Annotated in this window: 9 protein-coding genes; all 9 read left to right on the top strand. The window is 37.8% G+C overall.

The features are described 5' to 3' along the window. Positions 1-6 precede the first annotated feature (6 nt). The 9 genes from H6G41_RS11455 (at position 7) to ectB (ending at position 21,870) form a co-directional block, all read left to right on the top strand. Positions 7-4,614 carry a type I polyketide synthase gene (locus tag H6G41_RS11455; protein ID WP_190746319.1) on the top strand — a complete coding sequence of 1,536 codons (4,608 nt, stop codon included), beginning with the start codon at positions 7-9 and terminating at the stop codon, positions 4,612-4,614. Next, the gene (locus H6G41_RS11450) at positions 4,607-8,848 is read left to right on the top strand and encodes a type I polyketide synthase (RefSeq protein WP_190746318.1); all 4,242 of its coding nucleotides are present in this window, start codon (positions 4,607-4,609) and stop codon (positions 8,846-8,848) included. Before H6G41_RS11455 ends, H6G41_RS11450 begins: the two co-directional genes overlap by 8 nt. 223 nt (positions 8,849-9,071) lie before the next feature. Further along, entirely contained in the window at positions 9,072-9,926 is an 855-nt protein-coding gene (locus tag H6G41_RS11445; protein WP_190746317.1) for a 3-hydroxyacyl-CoA dehydrogenase family protein, read from the top strand. An 18-nt stretch (positions 9,927-9,944) separates the two neighbouring features. Next, positions 9,945-10,193: an acyl carrier protein gene (locus H6G41_RS11440; protein WP_190746316.1), complete on the top strand. Its 249-nt coding sequence runs from the start codon at positions 9,945-9,947 to the stop codon at positions 10,191-10,193. 20 nt (positions 10,194-10,213) lie between these two features. Next, positions 10,214-11,398: an acyl-CoA dehydrogenase family protein gene (locus H6G41_RS11435; RefSeq protein WP_190746315.1), complete on the top strand. Its 1,185-nt coding sequence runs from the start codon at positions 10,214-10,216 to the stop codon at positions 11,396-11,398. Positions 11,399-11,465: 67 nt separating this feature from the next. After that, positions 11,466-12,533: an HAD family hydrolase gene (locus tag H6G41_RS11430; protein ID WP_190746314.1), complete on the top strand. Its 1,068-nt coding sequence runs from the start codon at positions 11,466-11,468 to the stop codon at positions 12,531-12,533. Between the two features lie 53 nt (positions 12,534-12,586). Continuing rightward, positions 12,587-19,189 (top strand): non-ribosomal peptide synthetase, encoded by a 6,603-nt coding sequence (locus tag H6G41_RS11425; RefSeq protein WP_190746313.1) that lies wholly within the window; start codon positions 12,587-12,589, stop codon positions 19,187-19,189. Continuing rightward, the gene (locus H6G41_RS11420) at positions 19,186-20,577 is read left to right on the top strand and encodes a condensation domain-containing protein (RefSeq protein WP_190746312.1); all 1,392 of its coding nucleotides are present in this window, start codon (positions 19,186-19,188) and stop codon (positions 20,575-20,577) included. The genes H6G41_RS11425 and H6G41_RS11420 overlap by 4 nt, the downstream gene beginning before the upstream one ends. Positions 20,578-20,613: 36 nt before the next feature. Further along, entirely contained in the window at positions 20,614-21,870 is a 1,257-nt protein-coding gene (gene ectB / locus H6G41_RS11415; RefSeq protein ID WP_190746311.1) for a diaminobutyrate--2-oxoglutarate transaminase, read from the top strand. Positions 21,871-21,874: the final 4 nt, after the last annotated feature.

Here is a 21,874-nt window from a genome sequence, read left to right as displayed (position 1 = left end):
CTGGAAATGAGTGAATCTATAGAAGAGATAGCTATTATCGGCATGGCGGGGCGTTTCCCTGGAGCCAAAAATATTGCAGAATTTTGGCAAAATTTATCCTCTGGGGTAGAGTCTATTTCCTATTTTACAAATGAGGAATTAACCGCCGCAGGCATCAACTCATCTTTTCTTAAGGATAAAAATTATGTAAAATCTGGGTGCATCTTAGAAGATATTGAACTATTTGATGCCGCATTTTTTGATATTAATCCTAAGGAAGCTGAAACTACAGATCCACAACATCGCTTATTTTTAGAATGTGCTTATACGGCTTTAGAAAATGCTGGTTATGACTCTACTAGGTGCAAAGAACGCATTGGGGTTTATGCAGGTGCTAGTCATAATAACTATTTAACTTTTGATTTAAATAAAGATAGTGTCGGCTCGGTAACTTGTTATCAAACTTCGATTGGAAATGACAAAGATTATCTGGCGACTCGCCTATCCTACAAATTAAATCTGACTGGGCCGAGTTTAACTATTCAAACAGCTTGCTCGACTTCATTAGTGAGTATTACTCTCGCTTGTCAAAGCTTATTAAATTACCAATGTGACATGGCTTTGGCGGGAGGAGTATCAATTCATATTCCCCAAAAAACTGGTTATTTACATGAACCGGGCGGAACTTTATCCCCCGATGGTCATTGCTACGCCTTTGATGCAAAAGCACAGGGAATCACTATTGGTAATGGTTTAGGTGTGGTAGTTCTCAAGCGATTGAGTGAAGCTGTTGCAGATGGTGACTACATCTATGCAGTAATTAAAGGGGCTGCTATCAATAATGATGGTGCGGCTAAAGTTGGCTTTACAGCCCCTAGTGTGGATGGTCAAGCAGAAGCGATCGCTGAAGCAATGATATTGGCTGAGGTTGAACCTGACACTATTAGTTACATCGAAACTCACGGTACAGGTACAGCTTTGGGCGATCCCATAGAAATTGCAGCACTCACCAAGGTTTTTCGCGCCCATACCGAGCAAAAGGGTTTTTGTGCGATCGGTTCAGTGAAAACAAATATTGGTCATCTTGACGCTGCTGCGGGAGTTGCTGGTTTAATCAAAACGGTTCTCGCTCTCCAACATCAGCAAATACCCCCCAGTCTGAATTTTGACCAACCCAACCCCAAAATTGATTTTGCTAATAGTCCTTTTTACGTCAACACAAAACTGACCCAATGGAAGCCGGGATTTACCCCTCGGCGTGCTGGTGTCAGTTCTTTGGGTATGGGTGGAACGAATGCTCATGTCATTCTAGAAGAAGCACCCTTTTTGGAAGAAGGCAAAGAGGAGAGAAAGTATAAATTATTGCTACTCTCAGCTAAGATGGAAACTGCTTTAGAGACTGCAACTACAAATTTACTCAACCACCTCCAGCAGCACCCAGAAATAAATATTGCAGATGTCGCTTATACATTGCAGGTAGGGCGCAGAGAGTTTAAGTATCGGCGGATGCTAGTGTGTAAAGATACCACAGATGCCGTAAATGCCTTAAATACCGCAGTTACGAGATACCAAGAATCTGGTCATCGGGCGATCGCCTTCATGTTTCCCGGACAAGGTTCTCAGTATGTGGATATGGGTAAAGAACTATACCAGACTGAGGCGATTTTTCAAGAACAGGTTGATTTATGCTGTCAATTACTCCAACCTCATCTTGGATTGGATTTGCGTTCAGTTATTTATCCTCAGGAAAATGAATCACCAGTAGCCGAAAAACTCCAACAAACTGCGATCGCTCAACCCGCTTTATTTGTAATCGAATATGCTTTAGCTAAATTATGGATGTCTTGGGGGATTTCTCCTAGTGCCATGATTGGTCATAGCATTGGTGAATATGTCGCCGCTTGTCTTGCTGGTGTATTTTCCCTAGAAGATGCTTTAGCTTTGGTTGCTAGGCGTGGGCGATTGATGCAACAACTTCCTGCTGGTGCTATGTTGGCAATTTCCCAGTCAGCAGCAGAAGTTCAAAGTCTATTAAATGAAAATTTATCTTTAGCTGCTAGTAATGCTCCCTCTTCCTGCGTCGTTTCTGGAACTCATGATGCGATAGACGCAATTCAAGCAAGACTCACAGCATTAGGTGTAGATTGTCGCCGTTTGCATACATCCCACGCCTTTCATTCTGGGATGATGGAACCGATTTTAGAGCCATTCACTAAAGAAGTTCATAAAATTAAACTAAATCCTCCCCAATTTCCTTTTATTTCCAACGTTACGGGGACATGGATTACAGCCCAACAAGCTACAGATCCTAATTACTGGGGAAGACATTTAAGACAAACTGTACAGTTTAGTGCAGGTATCTCCACATTACTGCAAGAGCCAAATTATATCTTGCTGGAAGTAGGGCCAGGACGCAGCTTAGGTACTTTAGCAAAAAAACATTCTCATTCTGCCGCATTATGTTCATTACCTCATCCCAGAGAAAAGCAGTCAGATATAGCGTTTTTACTGAACTCTGTAGGTAAACTTTGGTTATATGGAGTACAGATAGATTGGTCAAAATTCTATAGCGGCGAGACTCGTCATCGTCTCCCCTTACCAACTTATCCTTTTGAGCGTCAGCGTTACTGGATTGAACAAGAACGTCCTAAATCTGAGCCATTAGCTAAAAAGGCTGATATAGACGATTGGTTTTATGTACCTTTGTGGAAACAATCAATTATCAACCAGAAGCAATTGATTAATCATCAATCTTGCACTCTGATATTTATTGATGAAATCGGTTTAGGTGAAGAAATAGCCAAACGGCTTCAGCTTGAGGGTCAGGATGTAATTATAGTTCAAGCGGGAGTGCAGTTTACTAAGTTAAGCGATCGCGCATTTAGCCTGAATCCCAAACAACGTAGTGATTATGATGCGTTAGTAAATGAATTGATCGCCCAGAACCAAATCCCAACTGCGATCGCTCATTTATGGAATGTCACTTCTTTTGATAATACTCCTTCAGGAATAGCAGGAATAGAGCAACTACAAGACAAAGGTTTTTATAGTCTGCTGTTTTTAGCTCAAGCAATTGGAAAACAACACATAACAAGCCAACTGCAAATTACAGTTGTTTCCAATAATATGCAATCAGTCATTGGAGAAGATTGCTTATATCCTGAAAAAGCGACTTTATTAGGTGCTGTCAAGATAATTCCCCAAGAATATCCTAATATTAGCTGTCGTAGCATTGATATTGCCATTACCACCAATGTAAATTGGCAAAATGAGAAATTTATAGAAAATTTACTGCAAGAATTAAAAACACCATCTTCTGATATTGTTATTGCCTATCGTGGTGTTAATCGTTGGGTGCAAACCTTTGAATCTGTACGTTTAGAAAAACAGAAAGAAATATCAAAATTAAAACCAGGAGGAGTTTATTTAATTACAGGCGGGCTGGGAGGTATGGGGCTGGCCTTAGCGTCACATTTAGCGAAGGCAGTACAAGCTAAATTAGTTCTTATTGGGCGTTCATATTTCCCAGAAAAATCAGAATGGGAACAATGGCTAACTACTCATGATGCAGAAGATAATATCAGTCAAAAAATTCGCAAATTACAAGAAATAGAAGATTTCGGTGCAGAAGTTTTAGCCCTGAGTGCTGATGTATCTAACCTTGAACAGATGCAAAAAGTTTTCGCAACAGTTCAAGAAAAATTTCCCCAAATTAATGGTATTATTCATTGTGCAGGTGTTCCTGATTACGCTGGTGTAATTTCTCGCAGAACACGAGAAATGACAGAAAAAATCATGGCTCCGAAAGTCAAGGGTACACTAGTCCTGAACAGCCTGTTAAAAGATATTCAACTAGATTTTTTGATTCTTTGTTCATCTCTTAGTTCTATCATTTATAGAAGTAAATTTAGTGAGGTTGGCTATTGTGCTGCCAATGAATTTCTTGATGCTTTTGCTTATTACAAAGCTCACAGAGAAAACACATTCACAGTAGCTATTAACTGGAATGATTGGCTAGATGTGGGAATGTCAATTGAGGCGGTAAAACGAATAGTTAAAAAATATGATATTTCTCAAGAAAAAACTCTATTAGCGGATGCGGTGATACCTTCGGAAGGGGTAGAAGTATTTGAGCGCGTTCTTAACAGTACATCTCCTCAAATTGCGATTTCGACTCAAGATTTAACATCTTTGATAGAACACGATCGCAATTTTGATCCACAAGCTATGCTGGCATCTTTAGGGAATACAAATACCTCAAAACCAACCCATGCAAGACCTCAATTGACTAATGCGTATGTTGCACCTAGAAATGAAACTGAGAAAATAATCGCAGAAGTCTGGCAACAACTATTAGGAATTGAAGAAGTAGGAATTTATGATAACTTCTTTGAACTCGGTGGTGATTCACTCTTGATAGTTAAAGTGCAGAGTCAACTGCAAAAAAGACTGCAAAGAGATTTATTTACAACAGATTTATTTGAATATCCGACAATCAACGCCCTAGCTCAATATTTAAGCCAGGAAGATGTTGACAAAACTACTGTTCAGCAAGCTCAATCTCGTGCGAAAAGGCAAGAAAAAGCCATTGAAGAAGAGAAAATGATGAAACAAAGGAGAAAAGCGCGTGGTTAGTCAAGATATCGATTTGAAAGGTATAGCTGTTATCGGGATGGCTGGTCGCTTTCCTGGTGCTAAGAATGTCGATCAGTTTTGGCATAATCTGTGCAATGGTGTGGAATCTATTTCATTCTTCAGTAACGATGAATTGATCAATTCTGGTGTCGAGCCTGCTGTCTTAGACGATCCCTATTATGTTAAAGCTAGGGCTGTAGTAGATGAAATTGAAATGTTAGACGCTGCATTTTTTGGCTTTACACCTAAAGAAGCAGCCATTACAGATCCGCAACACCGTCTTTTTTTAGAATGTGCTTGGGAAGCATTAGAAAATGCTGGTTACAATCCCAAAGACGACAAAGAATTAACTGGTATTTATGCCGGAACTAGCATCAGTAGTTATTTAATTCATAACCTACTTTCACATCCTGATTTGAGAACCTTAGATTCATTATCAATGACAATTGGTAATGAAAAAGACTATCTAGCTACGCGAGTATCTTACAAGTTAAATTTAAAAGGGCCTAGTGTTAGTGTTAATACAGCTTGCTCTACCTCATTAGTTGCGGTTCACTTAGCTTGTCGAGGATTATTAAGTTACCAATGCGATAAAGCTCTGGCTGGTGGAGTTACTATCGAAATTCCCCATAAAGAAGGCTATTTTTACCAAGAAGGTGGGATTACTTCTCCTGATGGTCACTGTCGTGCTTTTGATGCGAAAGCCAAAGGTTGTCCTTCGGGAAACGGAGTAGGCATTGTTGTACTTAAAAGATTAGAAGATGCTGTGGCTGATGGCGATCGCATTTATGCGGTGATTAAAGGTTCAGCTATTAATAATGACGGTTCTGATAAAGTTAGTTTCACTGCTCCTAGTGTTGCAGGTCAAGCAGAAGTAATTGCCGAAGCTCAAGCCATCGCTGGATTTGAACCGGAAACATTTACTTACATCGAAGCCCACGGAACAGGAACAGCATTAGGCGATCCTATAGAATTTAGGGCGTTGAAAAAGGCTTTTAGCACTAATAAAAAGAACTTCTGCGCCATCGGTTCAGTTAAGACTAATGTTAGCCATCTGAATGTAGCGTCTGGTGTCACAGGTTTAATTAAAACTGTTTTGGCACTCCAGCACAAACAAATACCACCCAGTTTGCATTTTGAAGCACCCAACCCAGAAATAGACTTTGCCAACAGTCCTTTTTATGTCAATACTCAACTTAGCAAATGGGAAACAAATGGTATACCCCGCCGTGCTGGAGTGAGTTCTTTTGGTCTTGGCGGGACTAATGCTCATGTTGTTTTGGAAGAAGCACCAGTACAAGTTAAAAGTCAAAAGTCAAAAGGCAAAAGTAAATATTTACTATGTCTATCCGCTAAAACTGAATCGGCTTTAGAGACGGCGACGGCAAATTTAGTCAATCATCTGCAACAGCATCCAGAACAGAACCTAGCAGATGTGGCTTATACATTACAAGTTGGTCGCCACCCCTTTACTCATCGGCGTGCGGTTGTTTGTCAAGATATATCAGATGCGATAATTGCGCTGCAAAATCCTAAACGAGTTTTGACGAACATTCAGGAGGCGAATCAACGCCCTATTACCTTTATGTTTACTGGGTTAGGAACTCAGTACATTAATATGGCTCTTGAACTGTATCAATTAGAGCCAACTTTTCGGGAACATCTTGACCGTTGTTTTGCTCTCTTTCAACCTTTGCTGGGTGCTGACCTCAAACAAGTTATTTATCCTCCTAATAAGCCAGTAGAAAGTCAAGAAAAGCCAAGTATTAATTTACGCCAAATGTTGGGGCGCGACACTCAACCAATCGACTCTGCTACAGAGAAACTCAACCAAACTTATTTGACTCAGCCTACTTTATTTGCTGTTGAGTATGCTTTAGCTCAATTATGGATGTCTTGGGGTATTCATCCTGTAGCAATGATTGGTTACAGCATTGGTGAATATGTAGCTGCAACCTTAGCAGGAGTATTATCTCTAGAAGATGCGATCGCTCTGGTGGCTGCTAGGGCGCAAATGATTCAAAAGTTGCCAGGGGGAGCGATGTTAGCGGTTCCTTTAACAGAGCAACAAGTACAACCTTATTTAAATGAAAATCTTTCTCTGTCAGCAGTTAATGGCGCATCTCAATGTGTTGTGGCGGGAACTATTCAAGCCGTAGAGGAATTGTCACAAGAGTTACGCGCCAAGGGTTTAGCCTGTCGTCAATTGCAGACATCCCACGCTTTTCATTCTTTCATGATGGAAGCGATCGCAGACTCTTTTACCCAACTAGTACAAACTATCAATCTCCAACCACCGCAAATCCCTTATCTTTCCAACGTCACCGGAACCTGGATTACCACCGCACAAGCCACAAACCCCAGCTATTGGACACAGCATCTATGTCAACCAGTGCGCTTTGCTGATGGATTACAGCAACTATGGCAACAACACAATCCGATTTTATTGGAAGTAGGCGCAGGACAAGCATTAAGCAGTTTAGCAAAGCAATGTTTAGATAATATTGCTGGAGATGACTTAGTAGTATTATCTTCCCTGCGCTATGTTTATGAGAAACAATCAGATATTGCTTTTATTTTGAATACATTAGGTCAGCTATGGTTAGAGGGGGTCAAGATTGATTGGACAGGATTTCATAGCCATGAGCGTCGATATCGGCTTCCTTTACCAACTTATCCCTTTGAGCGCCAAAGATATTGGATTGAACCACAAAAATTATCACCTGTAGAAATAACTTCGCAACCCAAATCTACATCAAGACTTTGGCAATCTCTCGTAGAAGTTGGTCAACGCCAAGCTAGTATGAGTGTTGCAAACTTTGACGAGCAAATTTTCCAAGAGAAGAGAGAATGGTGCGATCGCTTGTGTATTGCTTATATTCATCTAGCAATATCACAATTAGGAGTTTTCCAGAATCGCGATCGCAAGTATTCGTTAGAGGAATTGTTTGCAGAATCTAAGATTATTCCTCCCTACAAAGAATTATTAAACCGATGGCTGAAAATATTGGTAGAACAAGGTAAGTTAAATCAAGAACAGGAATTATTTAGCAATTTATCACCAATTTCCGCCGAGTTTGTTAACCAGTTATTGATAGAAGTTAAAGCCAAATGGAGAGACACACCACAACCAATAGAGCTATTACAACTCTATGGTGAAAATATGGTGGCGTTACTAACTGGGGAAAAAGAACCATTAGAGTTTCATGTTTCCACATTATTAAAAGAAGGAGAATTTTCAGTTCAACAATTACCTGAAGATTTGTACTATAACTCCATCATGCGGGTATGTTTAGAACAAGCTCTAAACGTATTACCATCAGATATAAATTTGAGAATTTTGGAAATTGGTGGTGGAACTGGTACAGGTACAGCAGAATTATTACCTATGCTGCCACCCCAGAGAACAAAATATACTTTTACCGATGTGGGTAGCTTCTTTTTGAATACAGCCAAAAAGAAATTTAGCGATTATTCATTTGTGGAATATGAGTTATTAGATATTGAGCGATCGCCACAAGAACAGGGATATTCAAGTTACAGTTTTGATGTCATCGTGGCTTTTCAAGTGCTACACGTTTCTAAAAATATTGGAGAGACTCTCGAACGGCTTCGTTCTTTACTTGCACCTGGGGGTTTACTACTACTTTGGGAAACAACTCAACCCAGGCTAGAGTTTGAGTTTATTGACGCGCTGCTGATGAATCCGATAGAAGATGCACAAGGCGATCGTAATATGTGCAATCCCTTTTTATCTCAAAAAAAATGGGAACAAGAACTCAAATATCATGGTTTTGAAAAGATGATAGCGTTTTCAGAATTTGCACCTTTTACAGACCATATAATCTTAGCTCAGGCGACTGCCTCAGCCGCATTTACTGATAAAAATACTGTTACCCAAACTAATTTAACTACTCATCATTCCCGACCAAAATTAAAAAATGCCTATGCTCCTCCTACTAACGAGTTAGAGCAAAAACTGGTTGAAGTTTATCAAGAATTTCTGGGTATGGAACAAATAGGTATTCATGACAGCTTCTTTGCATTAGGCGGAGATTCACTAACAGGAACGGTCTTAATTTCTCAACTTCGCACAATTTTTCAAATCGATTTACCAGTACGCCTGTTGTTTGAAGCTCCTACTATTGCCGAATTCGCCTTAGTAATTGAAGAAATTCTCATAGAAGAATTAGAGGAATTAGAAGAAACATCTGATATGCAACTGTCAAATTAGCAGTATATAGCGTTTCCTAATCTGCTGAGGTACTGATTATCACTAATAAATTTGAAAAAATCTCTGCGTAACTCTGCGCTTTCCCCTGCACCCCTCTGCTTTGAAAAACATTAAATCTGTACCTCACTTAACTGGGAATGGCTATATGTAGAGTGCGTTTCCCCTGTAACGCACCGCATTCTCTAATAAGTTAAAAAACCTTAATTCATTCAGGATAACAACTATGAAAATTCAAACTGTTGGTGTTGTTGGTGCAGGTGTGATGGGGATAGGAGTTGCCCAAAATCTTGCTCAAACCAACCATGATGTAATTTTGGTAGATATTAAAGAACAAATTCTCGATAAAGCTAAACAAGAAATTAAAAATAATATTCGCTTCCAGTGTTTGTTTCAGAAAAAAGACAAAACAACTAATCTAGAAGAAGTCATCGAGAAAATAGAATTTTCGACAAACTATAAACTTTTAGAAAAAGCTGAATTTCTTATAGAAAATGTCACCGAAAAATGGGATAATAAAAAACAAGTATATTCTTTAATTGATGCCATCTGCCCAGCAGATTGTATATTTGCTGCTAACACATCCGCAATTCCTATTACTCGCATTGCTTCGGCTACTAAACGTGCCGATAAAGTGCTGGGAATTCACTTTATGAACCCTGTACCAATGAAGCCAATGGTAGAGATGATTCGTGGCTACCATACTTCAGAAAACACAATTGAGACAGCTAAAAACATGCTAGCTCAGATGGGTAAAGAGTGCGTAATTGTTAATGATTCACCCGGTTTTGTTTCTAACCGCGTGTTAATGTTAACTATTAACGAAGCTGTTTTCTTATTGCACGACCAAGTTGCAACAGCAGAAGATGTAGATAAAATCTTTAAAGGCTGTTTTGGTCATAAAATGGGGCCTTTAGAAACGGCAGATTTAATTGGTTTAGATACGATTTTATTTTCTATTGAAGTTTTGTACGAAAACTTTAACGATAGTAAATATCGACCATGCCCTCTACTCAAAAAAATGGTAGATGCGGGACTATATGGTAGAAAAAATGGACAAGGTTTTTATGTATACCAATAAATAGGAATTTGCAGCACAATGCAGAAAATTCAAACCCAAATTAAAGCATTTCTTTCTAGATTTTTTGGCAATCATGATTTACAATCTGACGAAGACATTTTTTCTTTAGGCTTTGTTAATTCTATGTTTGCTATGCAACTTGTTTTATTTATAGAACAAGAATTTCAAATCACTATTGAAAACGAAGACTTGGAATTTGATAATTTCCGCACCATCAATTCTATCAGCAATTTAGTTGAGCGTAAAACTGCTTTATCTGTGCAATAATTTATAGCACAAATAGGATTATGAAACTAGAACTAACTCCGCAACAAAAAAATTATCAAGCTGAGATTAGAGCCTTTGTCGATGAGGAAATATTTCCTCATGCTGGTGAATGGGATAAAAAAGAATTTACTCCCCCTGAACTAATCAAAAAAATTGCTCAACGTGGTTTTCTTGGTGCTGTATTACCACAAGAATATGGCGGCGAAGGAATGGACATGATTAGTTACGGTATTCTCAACGAAGAAATTGGCCGGGGATGTTCTTCTGTGCGGAGTTTGCTGACAGTTCATAACATGGTTTCCCAAGCTATATGCAAATGGGGAAGTAAATTTCAAAAAGATTATTGGCTTCCCAAATTAGCATTGGGAGAAATTATAGGTGCTTTTGCATTAAGCGAACCGAATGTAGGTAGCGATGCTAAAAGTGTAGAAACCACAGCAACATTTACAGGTAATGCTTATATTTTAAATGGGCGAAAAAAATGGATTACTTATGGACAAATAGCAGATTTATTTTTGGTATTTGCTAAATGCGAAGGTAAACCGACTGCTTTTTTAGTGAAAAAAAATAATCCAGGTCTTTTGGTAAAACAAATGTCTGGTATTTTAGGTACTAGAGCATCAATGGTAGCAGAATTACAGTTTAATAACTGTGAGGTTGCTGAAGAAAATTTAGTCGGTAAATTGGGTTTTGGCTTTGCTTACATTGCTGCTTCTACACTTGATTATGGCAGATATAGTGTCGCCTGTGGTTGTGTAGGTATTGCTCAAGCTTGTTTAGAAGCTTGCATCAAATATACTAGCGATCGCAAACAATTTGATGTGTACCTCAAAGAACATCAATTAATCCGCCAAAAGATTACTCAGATGATAGCTAATATCAAAGCAGCAAGATTGTTATGCTATCAAGCGGGTTATCTCAAAGATATCAACCATCCTAACTCGATTATAGAAACTTCTATTGCCAAGTATTTTGCATCTACAGCAGCAACTAAAATTGCCAATGATGCTGTACAAATTCATGGTGGAAATGGTTGCAGTAGCGAATATCCTGTAGAACGATATTTACGAGATTCCAAAATTATGGAAATTATTGAAGGTAGCACGCAAATTCAAGAAATTACGATTGCTGAATCAGGATATCAAGATTATTTTATTTCCAGCGTTGCTACTGCTTGGCAAAGTAAATTAACAGACAAAGTTTAATCTATGGCAATCAAATATAAAGCATTACATTAACTGTTGAGATAAGTAAATAATTGCGAGATTAGCTATGGTTGGCATTCAAGAACAAAACATTAATAGTCAACAAGAAGATAAGAAAGTTATTAAATGCCTCGTTTGGGATTTAGATAATACTTTCTGGGATGGAATTTTATTAGAAGATGAGCAAGTTATTCTAAGAGAAAATATAGTAAATATCATTCATACTTTAGATAATCGCGGTATCTTGCAATCTATTACTAGCAAAAATGATTATGCAACAGCAATAGCTAAATTAGAAGAATATGGTTTAAAAGAATATTTTTTATACCCCCAAATTAATTGGAATTCTAAAGCATCTTCTTTGAAAGAAATTGCTAAGTTACTAAATATTGGACTAGATGCGATCGCTTTTGTAGATGACCAATTATTTGAGCTAGAAGAAGTAAAGTTTTCTGTCCCGGAAATTCTTTGTATAAATGCTGATGAAATCGGTAAGATTCTAGATATGCCTGTCATGAATCCTCGGTTTTTGACGGAAGATTCTCGCCTGAGAAGATTCATGTATCTTAGTGATATTGAGCGTCAAAATGCTGAGAAAGATTTTGTGGGTACAGCAGAAGAATTCTTGGCTACACTCAATATGAACTTCACTATATCCTTGGCACAAGAAGAAGATTTGCAACGCGCAGAAGAATTAACCTTACGCACTAACCAATTAAATACAACTGGTTATACATATTCATATGATGAACTCAATAATTTTCGCACTTCCGAAAATCATAAATTGCTAATTGCTAGTTTAGAAGATAAGTATGGCAGTTATGGAAAAATCGGTTTAGTGTTAATTGAATGTCAAGCAGATGTTTGGAAAATCAAGCTTTTATTGATGTCTTGTCGTGTGATGTCAAGAGGAGTGGGAACAGTTATGTTGAATTATGTGATGAGTTTAGCTAAAACCAACAACGTCCGCCTATTATCAGAATTTGTATCCAATAATCGCAATCGCATGATGTATATATCTTATAAATTTGCTGGTTTTAAAGAAATTGCCAAAAATGATGACTTGATAGTTCTAAAAAATGATTTAACGCGCATTCAGCCTGTACCTGCATATATCAAATTTCAGGCAAGTTAATTTTTGAGAGACGGGAATAGGTACATATATTTAAAAAATATTCAAATATGACTATGAATAACAAAAAAAATGAAATTTCTAACAGACGTTCTCAACTATCACCTGCAAAACAAGCACTTTTAGAAAAACGCTTGCGGGGTGAACTCAAAACAGATAAGCAACAAAAATTTATTCCCCGTCGTTCTCAGCAGAATCCTGTTCCCTTATCATTTGCGCAACAAAGGTTATGGTTTTTGGCACAGTTAGAGCCAAATAACCCATTCTATAATATGCCTGCTGTAGTTCGTCTACAAGGAAAATTAAATTTTCAGGCTCTGCAAGATAGTTTACAAGAAATTCTCAACCGTCATGAAGTTTTGCGCTGTAATTTTCAAACTATAGAAGGTAAACCTCTTGCGTTTATTTATCAGTCAAAAATCTTATACTTGCCTGTGTTTGATATTAGTGAACTGCCTATAAATCAACAAATAGTAGAAGTAAATAAACTAGCACATCAAGAAGCACAGCAACCCTTTGAACTTAACAATGACCTGTTATTAAGAGCCAAGTTACTGCTATTAAATTCAGCAGAACATATATTATTATTTACGATGCACCATATTGTTTCTGATGGTTGGTCAATAGGTGTATTAATACATGAATTAGCAACAATATATCAAGCTTTTTGTGAAGGTAAAAGCTCACCATTACCTGAACTGCCAATTCAGTATGGAGACTTTGCGATTTGGCAACAAGAGTACTTACAAGGAGAAGCACTAACAGCCCAAAAAAATTACTGGAAGCAAAAATTAGGTAGCTCTTTACCAGTATTACAACTCCCAACAGATTATCCTCGCCCTGCGGTTCAGTCTTACAAAGGAAAAAGTCATTCGTTCAGCGTATCTAAATCTTTAACCACTGCATTAAAAGCACTCAGTCAGCAAACAGGTACTACTTTATTTATGACATTGCTGACTGCTTTCAAAATCCTGCTGTATCGGTACAGTCAAGAAAATGATATTATTATTGGAACTGCGATCGCTAATCGCAATCTGCCGCAAATTGAAAAGTTAATTGGATTTTTTGTCAATACTTTAGTGTTGCGAACTGATGTCAGTGGTAATCCTCGTTTTCTAGATTTACTGACACGAGTTAAAGAAACAACATTAGACGCTTATACTCACCAAGATTTACCTTTTGAACAGTTAGTAGAAGAAATTCAGCCAGAACGCAACCTCAGCCATAACCCGCTTTTTCAAATTTGGTTTTCCCTGAATAACAACCTCATGCCATCTTTGCAAATAGGGGAACTAACTTTAACTATATCAGAGGCAGAAAGTGAAACGACTCAGTTTGACTTAAGCCTAGATATGGTAGAACAAGAAGAGGAACTGATAGGAACATGGGAATATAGCAGTGATTTATTTAATGCAGATACTATTACTCGTATAGCAGAACATTTTCAAACTTTACTAGCAGGAATTATTGCTAATCCAGAGCAGAAAATAGCGTCTTTACCTCTGCTGACAACAGCCGCAGAAAATGATTTGCTGTATAATTGGAACAATAATCAAGTTGAATATCCCCAAGATAAGTGTATTCATCAGTTATTTGAAAAGTGTGTCAACAAAACTCCAAATGCAGTAGCAGTAGTATTTCAACAACAGCGAATAACCTATGAAGAATTAAACAATAAAGCTAATCAACTAGCACATTATTTACATTCCTTAGGAGTAAATAAAAATGTACTAGTTGGGATTTGCGTTGAGCGCTCTATAGAGATGATTGTCGCATTATTGGCAGTTCTCAAAGCTGGTAGAGCTTATGTACCTTTAGATCCTGCTTATCCCCAAGAACGCTTGAGTTTCATGTTGAGTGATTCACAAGTTTCGGTATTGCTAACTCAACAAAAACTAGTATCTAGCTTACCAATTGAAAATCTACCCTTTGTTTGTTTAGATACTGACTGGGAAATCATATCTCAACACAGCCAGATAAATCCAGTTACTCATAGCACCCCAGATGATTTAGCTTATGTAATTTATACATCAGGTTCTACAGGCAAGTCTAAAGGAGTAGCGATCGCGCATCGCAGTTTGGTAAATAAATTTACTGCTTGGACTAAAGCCTATCAACTTGATTCGCTAACAAGTCACCTGCAAATGGCGAGTTTTGCATTTGATGTCTTTTCAGGGGATTTAATTCGCGCTCTGTGTAGTGGTGCTAAGTTAGTCTTGTGTCCCCGTGAATTGCTGTTAGAAGCACAACAGTTATATCAACTCATGCTCGCAGAAAAAGTTGATAGTGCTGAATTTGTTCCCGTGGTGTTGAAGAACTTAGTTCAATATCTCGAAATAACTGAGCAAAATCTTCACTTTATGCGCTTGCTAGTAGTTGGTTCAGATGCTTTATATGTCAAAGAATATCAAGGATTTCAACGTTTTTGTGGCGAGCAAACACGCTTAATTAATTCCTATGGTGTAACAGAAGCAACTATTGATAGTACATATTTTGAATATACAGAAATTAATTTATTTGCGAATGAATTAGTACCAATTGGTCGTCCGTTGGCGAACACAGAAATTTATATATTAGACCCCTATCTTCAACCAGTTCCTGTGGGTATTTCAGGAGAAATTTATATTGGTGGGGAGGGATTAGCCCAAGGTTATCTCAATCGACCAGATTTAACAAAAGAGAAATTTATCCTCTGGAATGGGGAAAAAAGATTATATAAAACTGGCGACAAAGCCAAATATTTAGCAGATGGTAATATTGCATTTTTAGGCAGACTAGATTATCAAATTAAACTGCGGGGCTTCCGCATCGAATTAGGAGAAATTGAAGCAGTCATCAAGCAGCATCCAAATGTGGGTGAAGCTGTCGTAATTCCTAGAGAAGATATTCCTGGCGATCAACGTTTGGTTGCATATTTTGTCCAGAATGCCCAGTGTCAATTAGCTTTAGACTTACGGGAATTTCTAGAGCAAAAGCTTCCTGAATACATGATACCTGCTGCTTTTGTAGCACTAGAAACATTGCCAATAACCCCTAATGGTAAGTTAGATCGGCGGGCATTACCAGCACCAGAAGCAACACAACTATTATTTGAATCAGATTTTATCGCTCCTTCAACAGCAATTGAAGAAATGCTAGTAAATATCTGGACAGATGTATTAGGAATTGACAATATAGGTATTCATCATAATTTCTTCAATTTGGGAGGACACTCCTTACTAGCAACTCGTCTGGTTTCTCAAATAAGACAAGTCTTTCAAATAGAATTGCCTTTACGTCGCATCTTTGAAAAACCCACAATAGCTGGATTAGCTAAAGATATTGAAAAAGCTACCAAAGCCAATTTAGAAGTTGAAGCAACAAAGATTGAGCGAATTGAGCGTTCGTCAGAGACGGGGCTTTGCCCATCGCCACATTTACCTTTGTCATTTGCTCAACAGCGTTTCTGGTTTTTGGCTCAGTTAGAAATGCACAGTTCTGCTTATAATATGCCCGGTGCTGTGCGTTTACAGGGACAACTAAATATAGAAGCCTTACAACAAAGTTTCAATGAGATTTTACGCCGTCACGAAGCTTTACGAACTAATTTCCATACAATAGAAGGGCAACCTGTGGCGGTGATATTACCACCAGCAGCAGTACAATTGCCGATATTAGATATTAGTAATTTGCCTACAAATCAACAGGAATTACAAATTCAACAACAAGCAAAAGAAGAAGCACAAAAACCCTTTGATTTAAACGATGGTTTTTTACTGCGCGTCAAATTACTGCGCCTGAGCGAAGAGGAACACGTATTACTTTTGACAATGCATCATATTGCCTCTGATGCTTGGTCAACAGATATTTTAGTGCGTGAATTTGCTACCCTTTATCAAGCTTTTTGTGAAGAACAACCCGCACCATTAGTTGAGTTACCAATTCAATATGTCGATTTTGCAGCTTGGCAGCGACAATGGTTACAAGGAGAAAGACTAGAATCGCAGATATCTTACTGGCGACAGCAGTTAGAGGGTGTACCAGAATTATTAGAGTTACCAACAGATTTTCCTCGTCCCGCCGTTCAAAGCTTTCAAGGTGCTACATACAGTTTTAAGTTACCCCAGCAGCTATCTGTAGGCTTAAATCAGTTGAGTCAGCAACAGGGAACTACCTTGTTTATGACATTGCTAGCAGCATTCCAAACCTTACTATACCGTTATACAGGTAGCGAAGATCTGGCGATCGGTTCGCCAATTGCTAACCGCGATCGCATCGAGTTAGAAGGGCTGATTGGACTATTTATCAATACCCTTGTACTGCGAACTAACTTAGCTGGAAATCCCAGTTTTATTGAACTACTAAAACGGGTGCGAGAAGTTGCTTTAGGTGCTTATGCTCACCAAGATTTACCTTTTGAGTTGTTAGTAGAAGAACTGCAACCCCAACGCAATTTAAGCCATACACCCATATTTCAAGTGATGTTTGTGCTGCAAAATGCATCGATGTCAGCTTTAGAATTACCTGGCTTAAATTTAAGTTATTTACCTGTTGACAGTGGTACTGCCAAATTTGATTTAACCCTAGATATGACAGAAACTATCGAGGGTTTAGTTGCTCATTTTGAATACAATAGCGATTTATTTCAAGAAAGCACAATCAAGCGAATGGCGGGGCATTTCCAAACTTTACTGGAAGGAATTATCGCCAATCCACAACAGCGTTTATCTCAGCTACCATTATTAACATCATCTGAACAGCATCAACTATTACAACAGTCGCACAACAGAGAAATTACCTATCCTGTTGATAAATTTATCCATGAATTATTTGCACAACAAGTAGAAAAAACACCAGACGCCGTTGCAGTTATCTATGAAAATCAACAATTAACCTATCAAGAACTCAACGCCAAAGCAAATCAACTCGCTCATTATTTACGTTCTCTGGGAGTCAAACCAGAAGTATTAGTTGGGATATGTATCGAGCGTTCTTTAGAAATGGTAATTGGGTTATTAGCAATTCTCAAAGCTGGTGGTGCTTATATACCCCTTGACCCTAATTATCCCCAACAAAGATTAGAATATATATTAGAAGATACCCAAGCTTCAGTATTATTAACTCAAGCCTCATTACTGGAGTTATTACCACAGCATCAAGCGCAAATAGTTTGTCTAGATAGTGATTGGCATATCATAGCCCAACACAGCCAAAATAATTTATCTTCTGAACTCACAACTGAGAACTTAGCTTATATTATTTATACTTCTGGTTCTACAGGCAAACCAAAAGGTGTACAAATTCCTCACATGGCTCTGAGTAACTTTTTGTACTCCATGAAACAAGCCCCAGGATTAACATCTCAAGATAAATTACTAGCAGTTACAACATATTCTTTTGATATTGCCGCCTTAGAGATTTTTCTACCTCTCATAGTTGGTGCTTGTTTAATAGTAGCTAGTCAAGAAGTTATCGCTGATGGCATCCAATTGTTAGCAAAAATCAAAGCATCAAAAGCAACAGTCATGCAAGCTACACCAGCTACATGGAAGTTACTTTTAGCTTCAGGTTGGGATGAAAATCTTCAATTAAAAATTCTCTGTGGTGGAGAAGCTTTATCTGCACCTTTAGCGAGTCAATTATTACAAAGATGTAGTTCTTTATGGAATATGTATGGCCCGACAGAAACCACAATTTGGTCAGCCGCTAGTCAAATAAAAACTGTTAATAAAACTGTACCCATTAGTTCCCCAATTGCTAACACACAACTTTACATCCTTGACCAATATAATCAGTTAGTTCCTGACGGTGTACCAGGGGAATTATGTATTGGTGGCGCAGGACTAGCTAGAGGTTACTTCAATCGTCCAGATTTAACAGCAGAGAAATTTATCTCTCATCCTTTTAGCGATCGAGCATCAGCACGTTTATATAAAACTGGCGACTTAGCGCGGTATTTACCCAATAGAGAAATTGAATATCTTGGTCGAATTGATCACCAAGTAAAAATTCGTGGTTTCCGCATTGAATTAGGAGAAATTGAGGCAGTTATTAGCCAATATTCAGGAGTGCGAGAAACTGTTGTGACGGTAAGAGAAGATTCAGCGTCTCAACGTCTAGTAGCTTATATTGTCCCCACAAAAGAGCTAACACCAACGATTTCTGAACTACGCAATTTCTTAGAGACAAAGTTGCCAAACTACATGATACCAGCAGCTTTTGTCATATTAGAAGCATTACCACTTACTCCTAATGGTAAAGTTGACCGCAAAGCCCTACCTACACCGGATATAGCAAAACTTGGAGTCAATCAAGAAGTCGTAAAACCTCGTAATTTTGTAGAAACCAAACTGACTGAAATTTTTACAGAAGTTTTGGGTGTGGAGCGAGTAGGGATTTTCGATAACTTTTTTGAATTAGGTGGGGATTCTATTGTGGCGATTGTCGTCATCACTAAAGCTAATCAAGCTGGGATAAAACTGACTGTTAAACAATTATTTCAACATCAAACAGTGGCAAATTTGGCAAGTGTAGCTGTTAGTCAAAATGTAATTTCAGCAGAACCAAAAATTACGAAAAATGATACATCTGCTCACTTCTCCAAAGCCAACTTGAATCAAACAGAACTTGACCGATTTTTAGCAAAAGTCAAACGAACAAGTAAAAATCAAAAAATATGAGAGAAGACATTCAAGATATCTACCCACTTTCTCCCATACAGCATGGTATTTTGTTCCATGCTCTGCACGCCCCTGAACTGGGACTTTACCACATGCAGGACATCTACACTTTTAAAGGTAATCTCAATCTTTCTGCTTTTGAGCGTGCTTGGCAACAATTATCAGCCTTACATACAGTATTACGTACTAGTTTCTATTGGGAAGAATTAGAAAAACCATTACAAGTTGTACATGACCAAATCGAAGTCTCTATAGAATATCAAGATTGGCGGGGAATTGCGCCAGATGCACAGCAAGCAAAATTAAAGTCCTTTCTCAAGAGCGATCGCCTGCGGGGTTTTGATTTTTCCCAAGCGCCTCTAATCCGCCTAGCTTTGTTTCAAGTAGAAGACAATGTTTACTACCTTGTCTGCGTTTGGCATTTGATTATTCTTGATGGCTGGTCTATTCCCTTCCTATTAAATGATGTTATTCAAATTTATGAAGCGTATTCCCAAAATCAAGATGCGCCTTTAATGTCCGGTAGTTGCTTTGGGGACTACATTAACTGGTTACAACAACAGGATTTATCTCAAGCAGCAGAATTTTGGCGACAGCAACTGAAAGGAGTCAAAGAGCCTACTTCTTTAGCTAATCTTTATTCCCAGAACTTATCTAATTTAGAAGAACGCTACGAGGATATACAAATTAGCTTATCGGCAGCAACTACAAAAAATTTAGAAACATTAGCAAGACAACATCACCTAACTATTAACACCCTTGTTCAAGGAGCTTGGGCGATACTTCTATGTCACTATAGTGGCAAAAATAATGTTATCTATGGCTGTACTTTTTCCGGTCGCCCAGTAGATTTACCAGGAGCAGAGTTAATGGTAGGGGAAATGGTGAATACCTTACCAGTACACCTCAAGGTAAATATGGATGATGATTTATTACCTTGGCTACAAGAATTACAAACTCAATTAGTAGAAATTCGGGAATATGAATACTACCCCTTGGTAGATGTTCAAAAATGTAGTCAAGTAAGAGGAAATCTGCCATTATTTGCTAGCTTTGTCGTGTTTGAAAACCAAAAAACAGGCAGATTTTTGGAAGAATGGGGAAGTTTAAATATTTCTGAACATAATTCTTTTTACAAAACTAATTATCCTTTAACGATAGTTGGATATCCTGGTTCAGAACTGACAATTGGCATTAATTATGACTTCCAGCTTTTTGCAGCAGCAACTATTGTAAATATCCTGGAGCATCTGAAAATATTACTCGAAAATATGGCGAATAATTTGAATTTAACTATTCAGGAATTATTGTCTTTAACAGAGCAAAAACTCCATCCTGAATTAGTCATGCTCAAAAACCAAATGTCATTAAATTTCGATTGTGTTTAAGTCAATTGTATTATTTTCATCACAGTAGCCAAAACTATGAATATTTTTGAAAAGTGTGAATCAAACGTCAGAAGTTATTGTCGCAATTTTCCGACAATATTTCATCGGGCTAAGGGTTCCATTGTTTATGACGAATCAGGTCAAGAATATATAGATTTTTTTGCAGGTGCGGGTGCTTTAAACTACGGACACAATCATGACTATATCAAAAATCAAATCATATCTTATTTAAATGCAGATGGAATATCACATGGTTTAGATATGTATACTTCTGCTAAAGAAAAATTCTTATCAAAATTTAATGAGACAGTATTAACTGCAAAACAGCTAGATTATCGCATTCAGTTCTGCGGCCCAACTGGAACTAATGCGGTAGAAGCAGCTTTAAAATTAGCAAGAAAAGTCAAAAATAATCCAGGTATATTCTCCTTTATGGGAGCTTATCATGGCATGACTTTAGGTAGTTTAGCAATTACTGCTAATAAGGGAATTAAGGCAGGTACAATTGGCACCTTAAATAATGTCACCTTTATGCCTTACCCCTACGGATTTATGGAGAGTTTTGACACTATAAAATATATAGACTCAGTTTTAAATGATGTCAATTCGGGCATAGAAAAACCAGCCGCAATTATCTTTGAAACAGTGCAAGCTGAAGGGGGAGTTATTGTTGCTCCCATTGAATGGATGCAAAGATTGAGAAAATTGTGTGACGAGCATGATATTTTATTAATCTGTGATGATATTCAAGTTGGTTGTGGTAGAACAGGCGCTTTTTTTTCTTTTGAAAGAGCAGGTATAGTGCCCGATATGGTCATATTATCTAAATCTATTAGTGGCTATGGATTACCAATGTCACTACTATTAATTAAACCAGAATTAGATATATGGGAACCAGGCGAACATAACGGTACTTTTCGTGGTAATCAATTAGCATTTATTGGAGCTACGGCGGCTTTAGAGTATAGAGAAAGTAGTTCTCTGGAATTAGATGTTAAAGAAAAAGAGCTTTTCTTAAAAGAATTTTTGAATCAAGAGATAGCAGCAATTAGCGAAAACATAATCATCCGGGGAATTGGCATGATTTGGGGTATTGATGTTCAAAATTTCGGCGGTAAAAATTTTTCTAAAAGCATAACATCACGTTGTTTTGAACTAGGATTAATAGTTGAGACAGCAGGTAGAAATAATACGGTAATTAAAATTTTACCTCCTTTGGTCATTGATATATTTACTTTACAAAAAGGCTGTTTAATCCTCAAGCAAGCTTTTAAGGACTGTCTGCAAAATTAAGTAA

The sequence above is a fragment of the Tolypothrix sp. FACHB-123 genome (assembly GCF_014697075.1).
Classification (GTDB): domain Bacteria; phylum Cyanobacteriota; class Cyanobacteriia; order Cyanobacteriales; family Nostocaceae; genus Aulosira.
This window is presented reverse-complemented; position numbering and strand designations above follow the sequence as displayed.

Bases quoted from the DNA above. Each gene is read 5' to 3' on its own strand.
- H6G41_RS11455 (WP_190746319.1), top strand. From the start codon at position 7: ATGAGTGAATCTATAGAAGAGATAGCTATTATCGGCATGGCGGGGCGT.
- H6G41_RS11445 (WP_190746317.1), top strand. From the start codon at position 9,072: ATGAAAATTCAAACTGTTGGTGTTGTTGGTGCAGGTGTGATGGGGATA.
- H6G41_RS11440 (WP_190746316.1), top strand. From the start codon at position 9,945: ATGCAGAAAATTCAAACCCAAATTAAAGCATTTCTTTCTAGATTTTTT.
- H6G41_RS11435 (WP_190746315.1), top strand. From the start codon at position 10,214: ATGAAACTAGAACTAACTCCGCAACAAAAAAATTATCAAGCTGAGATT.
- H6G41_RS11430 (WP_190746314.1), top strand. From the start codon at position 11,466: ATGGTTGGCATTCAAGAACAAAACATTAATAGTCAACAAGAAGATAAG.
- H6G41_RS11425 (WP_190746313.1), top strand. From the start codon at position 12,587: ATGAATAACAAAAAAAATGAAATTTCTAACAGACGTTCTCAACTATCA.
- H6G41_RS11420 (WP_190746312.1), top strand. From the start codon at position 19,186: ATGAGAGAAGACATTCAAGATATCTACCCACTTTCTCCCATACAGCAT.
- ectB (WP_190746311.1), top strand. From the start codon at position 20,614: ATGAATATTTTTGAAAAGTGTGAATCAAACGTCAGAAGTTATTGTCGC.